This window comes from Streptomyces sp. NPDC058373, from assembly GCF_042723275.1.
In the GTDB taxonomy this organism is placed as follows: Bacteria; Actinomycetota; Actinomycetes; order Streptomycetales; family Streptomycetaceae; genus Streptomyces.
On sequence record NZ_JBHXJE010000001.1, the window covers coordinates 32,972 to 45,647 of the forward strand.

Consider the following 12,676-nt stretch of genomic DNA (forward strand, 5'->3'; position numbering starts at 1 on the left):
GCCGAGGCGCGGTCACGCCACGAGGTGGCCCGTGTCGTTCCAGGACTCCAGCGCCGGTTCGCCGTACGACCAGCCGAGCACCGAGAGCGAGGCGGGCGCGAGCCGGATCCGGGCGCCGAAGGAGACGGGCAGGCCGAGCCAGCGGGCGCCGAGGGCGCGCAGGATGTGGCCGTGGGCGAAGACCAGGACGTCCCGGTCGGCCGAGCGCGCCCAGGCGACCACCTCGTCGGCCCGGGCCCCCACCTCCTCCGGGCTCTCGCCGCCCGGCGCCCCGTCCCGCCAGACCAGCCAGCCCGGCTGCTGGGCGTGGATCTCGTCGGGGGTGAGCCCCTCGTAGTCGCCGTACCGCCACTCGGCCAGCGCGTCCCAGGGCTTCGCCCGCTCCCCGAAACCGGCCAGCTCGGCCGTCTCCCGGGCCCGGCCCAGCGGACTGGTCCGCACCTCGGCGTGGGGCACCCCGGCCCACGGCTCGGCGGCGAGCCGCCCGCCGAGCAGCCCCGCGTCGGCCCGCCCCTCGTCGAGCAGCGGAATGTCGGTCAGTCCTGTGTGCCGCCCCGACTGCGACCAGGAGGTCTGTCCGTGCCGGGCCAACAGGATGCGCGGTGCCATGAGGGGCCTTTCGCCGTACTTTCCTTGCTTCCCTTCATCATCACATCGACCCCGCCCGCCTACCTCGCGCCGGGCTCACGCCCGTACGCGGCGAGCGCTCGGTGACGGGGGGGGCGTCCGCCGGGCGCGAGCCCGGCTGGGGCCGGCGTGCGGTGCCGGGAAAGGTGTCGTCCGTGGCCCAGACCGTCGCCAGCGGAAGCCACTGGAAGAGGGTCTGGGAGGCTCCGGTCCCGGAGTCCAGGCAGCCCCGGTACCGCGCGTAGCGGTCCTCAAAAGCCGAGTCGGACGCCGTGGCCGCGGCCGGTACCCGAGCGGGCGGGGTCGTCACTGTCGTACTGCCTTTCGTCGGGGCGCCCCGCACCCCTGCCAGGCGGGGGCAGGGAGAGCGGGGACGGGCCGGATCAGTGGTGGACCGGGCGGACGTCCGGCCACAGCAGCGCCGCCGAACCCCAGGTCAGGCCGCCACCGAAGGCAGTGAGGACCACCCGGTCACCGGGTGTGAGCCGGCCCCGGTCGGCGGCCCAGGCCAGCGCCAGCGGGATGGACGCGGCAGCCGTGTTGCCGACCTCCGCGATATTGGCGATCACGCGCTCGGGCGGCAGGCCGAGCCGTCCGGCCACCGACTCCAGGATGCGGAGGTTGGCCTGGTGGCCCACGAACGCGTCGATGTCCTCGGGCGACCAGCCGACCGCCTCCGCGACCCGGCGGGCCGACTCGACCATCGTCGGCACGGCTCGGGTGTAGACCTCGCGGCCTTCCATCCGCAGGTACCGCTCGCCGGGCGGCACGGTGATCAACGCGCTGCCGGTGCCGTCGCTGCCCAGCTCTGTGTGGAGGACGGCGCCGTGACCGTCCGTCTCCCGGCCGCGTTCGAGCAGCGCCGCGCCGGCGCCGTCCCCGAAGATGACGGCGGTGCCGCGGTCCTGCGGGTCGACGATCGCCGAGTAGCGTTCCGCACCGACGACCAGGACGCTTTCGCAGGTACCGGCGCCGATCATGGCCGCGGCGACGGACAGCCCGTACACGAAGCCGGAGCAGACGGCCGACAGGTCGAAGGCGGCCACGCCGGTCAGGCCCATCGCCGAGGCCGCTTGCGGGGCGGTCGCGGGGCAGGCCCGGTCCGGAGTGGTCGTGGCCACCAGGACCAGGTCGCAGGAGGAACGGCCGGCCGATTCCAGGGCCGCCGACCCGGCGCCCGCCGCCAGTTCGGCGGTGCCCGTGCCGGCGTCCACGACCCGGCGCCGGGTGATTCCGGTACGGCTGCGGATCCACTCGTGCGAGGTGTCCAGCCGCTGTGCCAGGTCGTCGTTGGTGACCGTCCGCGCGGGCAGGCTGGTGCCCAGACCCGTCAGGACGGCGGGGATCCGGTCTTGGCTCATCTGCCCATCACCAGTACGCAGTTGGCGCCGCCGAAACCGAAGGAGTGGCTGACCGCGACAGCCGGGTCCTGGTGCCGTTCCTTCTCCACCACCAGGTCCAGCCCCGCGAGCTCGGGGTCCACGGCCACCGTGTGCGCGGTCGGCGGCACGACGCCCGTGGCCAGGGTCCGCAGGGTCAGCACGGCCTCGATGGCCCCCGCCGCGCCCAGGCTGTGCCCGAGCAGTGCCTTGTTCGCCGTGACGCTCGGCCGGTGCGGGAAGAGGCGGTTGATCAGTTTCCCCTCGCTGCGGTCGTTGTACGGGGTCGAGGTGCCGTGCGCGTTGACGTGGTCCACGTCCGACGGGGTCAGCCCGGCGTCCGCCAGCGCGAGGCGTACCGCCCTCTCGGCGCCGACGGCGTCGGGGTGCGGGGCGACCGGGTGGTGCGCGTCGGTGGTGAAGGCGTACCCGAGGACACGGCCCCGCGAGGTCGCGCCGCGCTCTCGTGCGGCGTCCTCGCGCTCCAGTACGAGGGCGGCCGCGCCCTCGGAGAGCACGAAGCCCGAGCGGTCCGCGGCGAAGGGCCGCGAGGCGTCGTGTGCCGCGCTGTCGGTGAGCGCGCCCATCGCGGCGAAGCCCGCGGCGATCACGGGCACCACTCCGGCGTCCGTACCGACGGTGATCACGATGTCGCAGGTGCCGGCGCGGATCAGGTCGCGGCCCACACCGACGGCCACCGCCCCGGAGGCGCAGGCCGCGACGACGGTGTGGCCGGGTCCGGTGACCCGGTGCCGGATGGCGATCGTCCCGGCGGCCATGTTGATGAGCGAACGGGGGTGCAGGTACGGCGAGACGGCGTCGGGGCCGCGTTCGGCCAGCCGGTCGTGTGCCGTGCTCATGGTGGCCGCGCCGCCGAGTCCGCAGCCGACGACGATGCCGACCCGGCTGCCGTCCCAGGTGGTGGGGTCGAGGCCGGCCTCGGCGATGGCCTGGTCGGCCGCGACGAGCGCGAACCGGATGAAGGGGTCCAGGTTCGCGGTGCCGCGGCCAGGCAGCAGTTCGGCGCCGAACGGCGCCACGGCGCGCGACTGAAGGCTCCGTGAGACCCCGGCGGTGGGCGCGAGCCCGGCGCGGGACCCGCCGCGCCGGATCGCGTTCCAGGTCGAGTCGGTGTCGGTCCCGACCGGCGTGATCATGCCGGTACCGGTCACGACGATGGGCGGTGCGCTCATGCGGACTTCTCGCCGTCCAGCGCCGTGGTCACCAGCTGCGCGAGAGCGGGGATGGTGAGCTCACCGAGGCTGGTCTCCTCGCTGCCGAGGTCGGCGCCGGTCTCCTCCTTGATCCGGATGACCAGCTCCGCGATGGCGAGAGAGTCGAGGTCGAGGGTGGCGAGGGTGGATTCGTCGGTCAGACCGTCGGCGTCGGCCTCCAGGTCCTCGACGACGATCCTGGTCAGGGTGGCGTGCAGGGACGCGGTCATGGTGTTCCTCCGTCAAGGGGCGTGTGGGCGGTACAGGTGGAGTGAGGGGTGGGCGAAGGGGACGGGCCGGGTCCGGCCGGGCCGGACCTGGGGTCCCGGACGTCCCTCAGGCGGCCTTCGCCAACTTGGGAGAGGGCTGCCGCGCGGTGATCGCGTTGTGGCGGCGGCCCTCGCCGAGCTCGTCGAGGACCGGCCGCAGGTCGGCCAGTGCGAAGGAGCGGCGCAGCCAGCGGTCCGCGCCGTCGTAACGCGGGGTGAAACCCGTCCGCCCGTGCACCGTGCGGCGGTTGTCGAGGATGATCATTTCGCCGGGTTCCAGCACGATGCCGCGCAGGGAGCCGAGTACGGCGTCCTCCAGCGCGGCGAGCGCCGCCCGCGCGGCGGGAGTGGTGCCGACCGTGCCGTGGAAGTCCACCCGCAGGTCCGGGTTGGCCTCCGCGCCGGAGAGCACCGGTATCGGCGGGGTCAGCACCTCCTCGTCGGTGTCGTGGACGAAGGACGTGCTGAACTTGGTCCTGAACTCCGGCCGGCGCAGCGTGGCCACGGTCTCCTCGTCCAGTTCCGGCAACACGTCGCCGATTCCGCCGGTCACGGTGGCGGCGAGTCCGTCGCGGTCGCCGCGCAGGCAGATCAGGCTCAGGAAGTGCGGGGCGGCGGGGTGGAAACCGTCCTCCGTGTGCAGTTCCAGCAGGATGGAGCCGCTGTTCTCCTGGCGGTCCTCGGCGCCGCGCTTGGGGCTGACGTCCTGGACCAGGTTGCCGTTCTTCTCGTCGCTGTACGAGATCGCGCGGCCCAGGACCGACATCGCCATCAGCTGGCTGAGGGTCGCCACGGCGACCGTGGTCCAGTCCGGCTCGTCCTCCGCCCGGTCGGGGGTGGCCGGCAGGCTGCCCAGCGGGAGTCCGCGCAGCAGGAGGGTGCCGCTCGTACTGCCCTCGTCGCGGAAGGAGATGAGCGCGCGCCGGACCTCGCTGGGCAGCGCGGCCGCCGCGAGTTCCACGGCGTGGAGGAGGTCGGTGCTGTGCAGTGAGCAGCCCGCGTACTGCGCGGCTATCTTCAGTGCGGCGGCTTCGACGATGCCGGACTCGGTCTCGCTCAGCACGACTCCGGACGTCCGCGCGTCGACGTACGCGAATTCTCTTCTCATGTGGGGCTTTCCTTTCTGCGGGATCGTGCCGCGCCCTCTGAAGCCGCCACCGGCCGGTGGTCGGCGGGCCGGGCGGTCGTGCCCGGGACGGGGCACGGCTGTGCGGCCGGTGTGGGGCGGCGGCCGAGCCGGTAGACGGCGGCGGGGCTGAATCCGCGCCATGCCTGCTCGCGCGGCAGGTGGTTCAGGAAGCGGGCCTTCTCCCAGTAGCGAGTGACCCGGTCCACGACTCGGCGCCCGGGCGTGAGGGCGATGTGGTGGACGTCGACGGCGACCGTGCGCGGTACGTCCTCGCCCGCCACGAGCTGGTTGACCATGTGGACGGCGAGCGAGCCGAATTGGGTCGCCGCCTCGGTGAGCTGCGGCACGCTGTAGTCGGGGTGGTCCAGACCGTGGCGGAGCTCGCGGTACATCTCGCCCGGGATGTGCGACCGGGGGACGATGCGGTAGATCACTTCCCAGGTGGTCAACGCGTCGGCGTCCTCGGCCAGCAGCTGGCCGTCGAAGATCCGCCGGACCCGCCGGTAGTCGAAGCACTGGGCCGCCAGCGTGCCCGCCATGTCCCAGCCGGTGACCAGCGGCTTGCGCTGGCGGCACGCTTCCTGGTGCAGGGCGATCTTGGCTCGCAGCCCGGACGGGGTGGTCACGTCGACCCCGTCCACGATGACCTCGGCCCGCCGGACCAGGTCCCGGACGTTGTCCCGGGTGACGCCCACGGGCACCACTTCGGCCCGGATGTGCGGGTTGATGGCGCGCAGGGTGTCGGCGCCCACCTCGGCCTTGTTGCGGCCCAGGTCGTCGATGGTGGCGTGCTGGCGGTTGAGGTTGTTCAGCTCGTAGGTGCCGACGTCCGCGAGGACGAAGTCCCGGTATCCCATGCGGCCCAGCGGCTGCACGGTGGCACCGCCGATGGAGCCGCAGCCCGCGATGAGCAGGGGGGTGTGGCGGATCTGCTCCTGGAGCGCCGCGGGGATCAGGCCGCGGTTGCGCTGGGTGAGGGAGGCGTAGTAGAGCTCCTCGTCCAGCTCGCGGGCTTCCCCGGGGGTACCCACGTCGGGCGGGTTGCTCTGGTCCGTGTGCCGGCTCATGCCCTGGCCTCCTGGAACGCGCTCAGCCGGGCCGCGACCGACCCGGTCCCGCCGGACGCGAGGATCGCGTCGAGGTGGTTCAGGGTGGGGCGCAGCGCGTCCGTGTCGGTGAGGACGAAGGGGTACGAGCGCTGCTGCTGGTCCCACATCGGGGCGAACAAATCGGTGGGGTCCGGCGCGCGTGCGGGCACGTCGAGACTCCGGGTGTGGAAGCCGAGCAGGGACAGCTGGAGGATGGCTCCGTTCGGCTTGCCGTCGCCGACGATCGCCGCTCCCTCCTCGGCCAGGGCGCGCAGGCAGCCCTCGGCCCAGCCCCGGTAGACCCACCAGGGCACGGAGACGGCGGCCTGCGAGCGGTCCATGGCGTAGTCGCGCATGAGCCGCTTGCCCTCCCACACCCGGTTCGCCGGGGTGGTCGCGCCGAGCTCGTCGGCGAGCCGCAGGCCGTAGTCGCGTTCGACGACGAACGGCAGGTGGGCGTCGTCCCCGAGCAGAGTGCGCTCGGGGCTGCGGGTGCGGGCCAGCGTGCCGTAGCCCCGCAGGCGCCCGGTCTCCTCCTCCACCACCAGGGTGTGCTGGTCGTGGAGGGCGTGGGTGTCGTACGGCTCGGCGTCGAGCTCCGCCGCGGCGGCGAGCTCTTCGTTGATCCAGCCGCGCTTCAGGTACTGGGCCAGCCGGAACCGGTAGACCTCGTGGAGGTACGCGGTGGGCAGCTGAGCTCCCCGCACGGTGACGGTGAGCAGGCCCTCGGGGCTGGCGGAGCGGAACAGCGGCTCGCCGTCCACGTGGCCGTCCAGGTCGGGCAGCCTCGTCCCGGCGGTGTCCCGCAGCATCCGCTCCCGGTAGGAGTCGGTGGTGGCGGTGGCCGTCGTGGAGGTGGCGGTGGTCACCGGACCTCCGGGACGCCGAACAGCTCGCCGGTGACGACCAGTGCGAGCGCCTCGGGGCTGCCTTCGTAGATCCGGGGGCCGTAGGCGTCGCGGAGGACCCGGTCCATGCCGTCCTCCCGCTGGAAGGCGGCGGCGCCGATGAGGCTCATGGCGGCGTCGGCGTTGTCGATGGCGGCGCGGTCGGCGACCATCTTGGCGACGGCGGGCTCGTAGGCCGGCGTCGGGATGACGGTGTCGGCCTTCAGCACGGCGTCCAGGTACAGGGCGCGCGCGGCGGACACCCGAGCGGACATGTCGGCGAGCTTGCGGGCGGACATCTGGTGCTCGAAGAGCAGCCGGCCGCCCTGCCGGCGAGTGCCGGCCCACGCGACCGCCCGGTCCAGGGCGTGCCGTGCGATACCGGTGGCGACGGCGGCGCAGGTGACGCGGGTGAGGTTGCCGATGGCGACGTTGAGGTCCCAGCCGCCCCGCTCGCCACCGACGACGTTCTCCTCGGGCACCCGGGCGTTGTCGAGGACCAGCTCGCCCGCGGGGGCGGTGCGGTAGCCCACCTTGTCGTGGATCTCGCCACGTGTGACGCCGTCCTGCTCCAACTCGGTGACGAAGCAGGTCAGGCCGGTCGAGCCGGGGGCCGCGTCCAGATTGGCCATGATCGTGGCGTACGTGGCGACCGGGGCGTTGGTGATGTAGCGCTTGGTGCCGCTGAGCAGGTATTCGCTGCCGGAGCGGCGGGCGACCGTCATGTCCTGGGCGTAGGGCGCCTGCTGCGGCAGCACCAGGTCGGTTCCGTTGTTCTCCTCGGCGACCGCGTTGCAGGCGAGGACCGGCTCGGGGCCGAGGAAGGCGGGGAGGTACTTCCCCTGGAGGTCCGGGTTCTCGCAGATCAGCAGCGGGGTCTGGAACAGGCCGGTGGCGCCGAAGACCAGTGCCATGCCCGGATCGGCGGAGGCCAGCTCCTCCAGGGTCAGCGCGAGGGCGAGCTGGCTCAGCCCGAGACCGCCGAAGTCGCGCGGTATGGGCATCCGCAGCAGACCGAGCGCGTGGCCCTTGCGGACGGTGTCCCAGTCGACCTGGCCCTTCTCGATCCGGTCGCGCTCGGCGGCTCCCGGGGCGACCTCCTCACGGGCGAAGGCGACAACCTCGTTGAGGAAGTCGGCCTCGAAGGATTCGAGCAGCGGGTGGGCGGCCGGGTTATGCGTGTACGTCATGGGGTTCCTTGTCCGGTGCGTTCAGTGCTGGAGGGTGAAGGTCGTCAGGGCCTGTCCGACGGCGAACGTCTGCATGACCGGCCCGTGGGCGCAGACGCGGCGGCTGGTGACGGTCCGCAGGAAGGTGCGGCGGCCCGCGGCGAGGTCGTCGAGGTTCGCGTAGCTGATGCGGAACACATGGGTGGGTTCGGCGTCGGTCAGGGCGCCCTGCGGGTCCAGCGTGAGTTCGGCGTCGGGCTCGGAGATCACCAAGCGGACGGTGGCACCTGCGGCCTGCCAGGCGGGGGCGGCCTTCGCGGCCGCGGACAGCGTGTTCGAGAGCTCTTCGGGCGAGACGGCCATGCGAATTCCTTCGCGTTCGAGGGTGGGATCACGTATGAGTACCGCTGCCGTGCAGGCTGGGAATTCCCCTGCGAGTTCGTGGTGAATTACCGACGGATACAAGGTCCGTGCGGAATGCGGGCCGACCGTGAGGCGGTCCGGAAATGTTCTTCCGGGGCTTTTCTTTCGCAGCACCGGACAAGCGGTTGATCATTAAGCTACAGATCCTTGACCGACCCTGTCCACGTATTCAATTGCGCCTCCACGGGAGCGGAACGCGCGCTCCAGCGGGCGGTAATCGGCTGTCCATCGCCGGGCGGGACGGGCCGGGGAACGAGAGCCGGCCCGAAGGCTCCGCGGGGCCCCGCGCAGGGCCCGGGCAACGCGAAGTGGGCCTGCAGTCGGGGGAGGCTGCAGGCCCACGTTCAGGGGTGGAACTATGCGGTTTCGCGGGCGTCCGGACACCTGGCCCGGCCGCCGGTGGCGCCGACGCCGGGCGCCATGGCCCGGCGACGGTTCAGAAGGAGCGGTCAGGCATCGGCGCCCTGCGGGGCACGGGTCAGCGACCGCAGCACGAGGGCGATCACGATGGCGATGGCGGAGCACACGGCCAGGGCCAGGAACCCGTCGCCGACGCCCGCGGTGGTCGCCTCCGCGACCGAGCCGCCGCCGTCGAGACTGCTGGCGGCCGAGGTCGCGAGGATGGTGCCGATGACGGCGATACCGAGGGCGGCGCCGGTCTCGTTGAACGTGTTCAGCAGACCCGAGCCGACGCCGGACTCCTCCAGCTTGACGTGCGAGGTGCCGATGCCGAACAGCGGGACGAAGCAGGCGGGCAGGCCGGCGCCGATGACGGCCAGCGCGACGATGGTCAGCGGGACGCTGTCGGTACCGGTCGCCAGGATGCCGGTGCCGACCAGTTGCAGGGCGGCCCCGGAGGCGTACATGCCGCCCAGGCCCAGAACGTTGGCCAGCGACGGCGCGATCACCGCGACGACGAGGGCGGCCAGGCCCATGGGGAGGAGCGAGAGGCCGGTGACGAAGGCGCTCATCTCGTGGACCCGCTGGAAGTACATGCTGGCCAGGAAGGAGCTGCTGATCATCACGCTGGCCACCAGGAGCAGGCCGACGCTGGACAGCCAGTAGGTGGGCTTGCGCAGCAGGTGCAGCGGAAGCAGCGGGTCGGCCTGGCCGATCTCCATGAAGGTCACCACGGCGAGCAGGACCACGGCGGCGCCGATGCTGATCCAGGCGTTCCGGTCGCCGAACCCCTCGTGCAGGCGGATCAGACCGAAGGACAGGGCGGCGAGTCCGGCGGTGGACACGATGGCCGACGGCAGCCTCAGCTTGCGGCCGCTGCTCGTGTGGAGGGCGGGCATGCTGCGCAGAGCGCCGATGAACGCGGCGATGCAGACCGGGATGTTGATGAGGAAGGCCCAACGCCAGCTGATCGCCGTGACGATCAGACCGCCGAGCACCACACCGATGGTCGCGCCGATCACGCCGAGGCCGCTCCAGGCGGTCAGCGCGATCTTCCGCTGCTCCTCGTCCTGGTAGACCGCCAGGATGATGGAGAGGGCGGCCGCGGAGAGCAGTGCGGCGCCCGCGCCCTGGACGGCGCGGCCCGCGACGAGCAGCTCCTGGTTGACGGCGATGCCGCAGAGCACGGAGGCGACGGCGAAGATGGAGAGGCCGGTCAGGAAGGTGCGTCGGCGGCCGAAGACGTCCGAGACGCGGCCACCGAAGAGCAGCAGGCTGCCGAGCATCAGGACGTACCCGCTGACGGTCCACTGCAGGGCGGTCTGGTCGGCGGGCAGCTGGGCCCCGATCGAGGGAAGTGCCACGTTCACGACCGTCGAGTCCAGCATGACCATCAGCTGGGCGACGCCGACCACCACCAGGGTGGTCCAGGGGGCTTTGCCGGGGGCCTGGGCCGGCGATTCTTCCGCGCCCGGCCCGGCTGTCTGGGGTGCCAGCGTCTGCTCGGTCACCACGTCTCCTTCGTCTGTCAAAGATTTATGCGAATGCATGGATCGAGCCGCACAGTACATGCATCCACATGCATAGACAAGGAGTGGTGGTGAACCTACGATGAGGAACGTGACAGAAACAGCTCTGACCGATCGATGGGTGGCCGTTACCCGCGCCTGCGCGGAGATCAACCAGGCCGCTGAGCGCGCGCTGGCCGAGAACCACGGCCTGTGCGCCAGCGCCTTCGAGATCATGGACGTGATGGCGCGCACCGACGGCTGGATCCGGGCCGGTGAACTCAGCTCCCAGGCGTCTCGCAGCCAGCCGCAGGTCTCACGTCTGCTGGCGCAGATGGTCAGCGGCGGCTACGCCGAGCGCAAGCCGTGCCCCACCGATCGGAGAGGTTTCGACGTCCAGCTCACACCGGCCGGCCGGGAGCTCTTCTCGCAGTCCGTCACCACCATGGAAGCGGTGCTGCGCGAGGTGGCCGAAAGCAGCGCGGAGGTGCGGGACGTCATGAGGCTGACGCCCGCTCGCCACTGATTTGTTCGCCGGCGCCGTTGGCCTATCTGGTAGCGTCCCGAGTCGATTGCGATTCTTTCACCGCCCTTCGCATGTGCCAAGGGCAGGCAAAGGTGGCTGACCGGGGGGCAGCCACGCGATGGCTGGACGGGCTCTGCCCGTCGGCGTCCCGAGCCGGTCTCGAACCACCCCCCCAAGAAGAAGCGAAGGCACGCGGCTGCGCCATGCCGCCACCGACTGTGCCTCCGCTGACGGCAGTTGGATATGGGGGGGGACCATGCTCAACCAGATGATGCCGCGAACTACCACCCGCGGCCCGGCAACCCGCCGGCCGCGGGTGCCGACCCAGCCCGGACCGCAGAGCGCAGGGGGCGCACGTGCCGCTTCCGCTCCACTCGGCGGGGCCCGGCCGGCGGCCCCCACGGACCCGGGAGTCTCCTTCCGGCTCCTCGGGCCGCTGGAGATCGTCACCGCCACCGGACCGCTACCGCTACGCGGCATGAACCAGCGAGCCGTCCTCGCTTTCCTGCTGCTCCATGCCAACCAGGTGGTCGCCACCAGCGACCTCATGCACGCCCTCTGGCCCGACGGGGACGCCCCGGCGACAGCCCGCAAGGTACTGCAGAACACCATCTCGGCGCTGCGCGGGGTACTGGCGCGCGGTGTCGTACCCACCCATGTCGCCTCCCTGGTCAACCAGGCCCCGGGCTACATGCTGCGCATGGCGCCGGAAGCCCTGGACCTGGCCCGGTTCCGGATTCTCGCCACCCGGGGCCGCAACGCGCTCGCCGCCGGACAGCCCGAGAGCGCCGCCCGCGCTTTACGCGCCGCGCTGGGCCTGTGGCGAGGCAGGGCCGGACAGGAACTCACCGAATCCGGCGTCGACTGGCCCCAGTTGGCAGCGGCGGACAGCGCCCGGACCGCGGCCCTCGAAGACTATTGCGAGGCCGAGCTCCGCAACGGGCAGCACCACAAGGTGATCGGCTGCCTGGAGGCAGCGACGGCCGCCGAGCCCTCCCGGGAACGCTCCTGCCACCTCCTCATGCTCGCCCTCTACCGGGCCGGCCACCAGGCCGAGGCGCTACGGGCGTACGAGCGGCTCCAGCAGCAGCTGAACAGGGACTTCGGCGTCCAGCCCAGCCGGGAGGTGCGGGACCTGCACCAGGCCATCATCGACCAGGACCCCGCCCTGCTTCCCTCCGAGGGCGCCGACAGCCGCGACATCGGTTCGAGCTCCCCGTCCGATCCCAGACTGGACCTGCTGTTCGCGCTGCTGGCCCTGGTGCAGCGCCAGCAGCGCCCGCACGTCGTGACGCTCGCCGGAGACACGGACGGAGGCCAGGGCCGGCTCCTCTCCGAACTCACGGGCAAGCTCCGCCAAGCCGGCCAGGTCACCGTCTGGCACGTCCGCACCGGCCCGGACGGCGCCGCACTCGGCGACGACCTGCGCGCCGCCCTGCGCCGCGCCACCCCGAACCGCCCGCTGGTGGTGGTCGCCGAGAACCTGCACCAGGTCGGGCGCGCCGTCCCGGCCTGCATCGGTGAGGTGCTCCGCACGGCGGGCCGCATCCCGCTGCTCGTCGTGCTGACCGCCCCCGCCGAACCCGAAAGCCTCTGGCCCGGCTGGAACGCCGCCGTCCCCTGGTCTACCACCATCCTCGTCTGACACCACCCATCCGCTGCTTGTACGGGGACCGGCACCGCCCGCGGGGGCCCAGCCTCCACCAGTTCCGCCGAGGATGCCCGCGCCTGGGCTCGGCCCGGCCTCCCCGGCATCCGCGGCCCAACCGGATCTGCCCGCCGCCGGGCCTACGGACCGGATGACCCCGGCCCGTAGGCCCGGCGTGCCGGGGGCCGGGCGCGGACGCGGTCCACTCGCAACACCACCGGGTCAGCGGAAATTTGCTCCCGCAATGGTCGTCGCCTCGCACCAAGACCGCCCGTCGGCCACCTGGACGGCTGAGCCGACACCCTGGACGCACGGCACGCGCGTCCGAAGAGTCCCCGCGCTCCACCGGCACCCACACCTGCCTGGCCCGGAAAGGAACAAGGGGTCCGACCCCGAAGAGCCAGACCCCT

The 12,676-nt window shown here is 72.3% G+C and carries 12 protein-coding genes; 2 read left to right on the forward strand and 10 right to left on the reverse strand.

Features of this window, described 5'->3' with window-relative positions:
• Positions 1 to 12: 12 nt before the first annotated feature.
• From ACFWMZ_RS00160 to ACFWMZ_RS00205, 10 genes are all read right to left on the reverse strand, one after another.
• Positions 13 to 609 carry a histidine phosphatase family protein gene (locus ACFWMZ_RS00160; RefSeq protein ID WP_383198866.1) on the reverse strand — a complete coding sequence of 199 codons (597 nt, stop codon included), beginning with the start codon at positions 607 to 609 and terminating at the stop codon, positions 13 to 15.
• Positions 610 to 1,010: 401 nt separating this feature from the next.
• The gene (locus ACFWMZ_RS00165; protein WP_383181883.1) at positions 1,011 to 1,988 is read right to left on the reverse strand and encodes a beta-ketoacyl-ACP synthase III; all 978 of its coding nucleotides are present in this window, start codon (positions 1,986 to 1,988) and stop codon (positions 1,011 to 1,013) included.
• Entirely contained in the window at positions 1,985 to 3,199 is a 1,215-nt protein-coding gene (locus ACFWMZ_RS00170; protein ID WP_383198868.1) for a beta-ketoacyl-[acyl-carrier-protein] synthase family protein, read from the reverse strand. The genes ACFWMZ_RS00165 and ACFWMZ_RS00170 overlap by 4 nt, the downstream gene beginning before the upstream one ends.
• The gene (locus tag ACFWMZ_RS00175; protein WP_383181887.1) at positions 3,196 to 3,450 is read right to left on the reverse strand and encodes a phosphopantetheine-binding protein; all 255 of its coding nucleotides are present in this window, start codon (positions 3,448 to 3,450) and stop codon (positions 3,196 to 3,198) included. The genes ACFWMZ_RS00170 and ACFWMZ_RS00175 overlap by 4 nt, the downstream gene beginning before the upstream one ends.
• A gap of 106 nt (positions 3,451 to 3,556) precedes the next feature.
• Positions 3,557 to 4,597: a TauD/TfdA family dioxygenase gene (locus ACFWMZ_RS00180; protein WP_383198870.1), complete on the reverse strand. Its 1,041-nt coding sequence runs from the start codon at positions 4,595 to 4,597 to the stop codon at positions 3,557 to 3,559.
• Complete coding sequence (locus tag ACFWMZ_RS00185; protein ID WP_383181891.1) at positions 4,594 to 5,685, reverse strand: HesA/MoeB/ThiF family protein; 1,092 nt, start codon at positions 5,683 to 5,685, stop codon at positions 4,594 to 4,596. Before ACFWMZ_RS00185 ends, ACFWMZ_RS00180 begins: the two co-directional genes overlap by 4 nt.
• Positions 5,682 to 6,575 carry a hypothetical protein gene (locus ACFWMZ_RS00190; RefSeq protein ID WP_383181893.1) on the reverse strand — a complete coding sequence of 298 codons (894 nt, stop codon included), beginning with the start codon at positions 6,573 to 6,575 and terminating at the stop codon, positions 5,682 to 5,684. The genes ACFWMZ_RS00185 and ACFWMZ_RS00190 overlap by 4 nt, the downstream gene beginning before the upstream one ends.
• Positions 6,572 to 7,783 (reverse strand): acyl-CoA dehydrogenase family protein, encoded by a 1,212-nt coding sequence (locus ACFWMZ_RS00195; RefSeq protein WP_383181895.1) that lies wholly within the window; start codon positions 7,781 to 7,783, stop codon positions 6,572 to 6,574. The genes ACFWMZ_RS00190 and ACFWMZ_RS00195 overlap by 4 nt, the downstream gene beginning before the upstream one ends.
• 21 nt (positions 7,784 to 7,804) lie before the next feature.
• A complete protein-coding gene (locus ACFWMZ_RS00200; RefSeq protein ID WP_383181897.1) occupies positions 7,805 to 8,125 on the reverse strand; it encodes a hypothetical protein in 321 nt (106 codons plus the stop codon).
• A 509-nt stretch (positions 8,126 to 8,634) separates the two neighbouring features.
• A complete protein-coding gene (locus ACFWMZ_RS00205; protein ID WP_383181899.1) occupies positions 8,635 to 10,095 on the reverse strand; it encodes an MFS transporter in 1,461 nt (486 codons plus the stop codon).
• Positions 10,096 to 10,204: 109 nt separating this feature from the next.
• Here ACFWMZ_RS00205 and ACFWMZ_RS00210 point away from each other — a divergent pair, with 109 nt between their 5' ends.
• Positions 10,205 to 10,618, forward strand: a complete 414-nt coding sequence (locus ACFWMZ_RS00210; RefSeq protein ID WP_383181901.1) for a MarR family winged helix-turn-helix transcriptional regulator — start codon at positions 10,205 to 10,207, stop codon at positions 10,616 to 10,618.
• 478 nt (positions 10,619 to 11,096) lie between these two features.
• Positions 11,097 to 12,263: a BTAD domain-containing putative transcriptional regulator gene (locus tag ACFWMZ_RS00215; RefSeq protein WP_383181903.1), complete on the forward strand. Its 1,167-nt coding sequence runs from the start codon at positions 11,097 to 11,099 to the stop codon at positions 12,261 to 12,263.
• Positions 12,264 to 12,676: the final 413 nt, after the last annotated feature.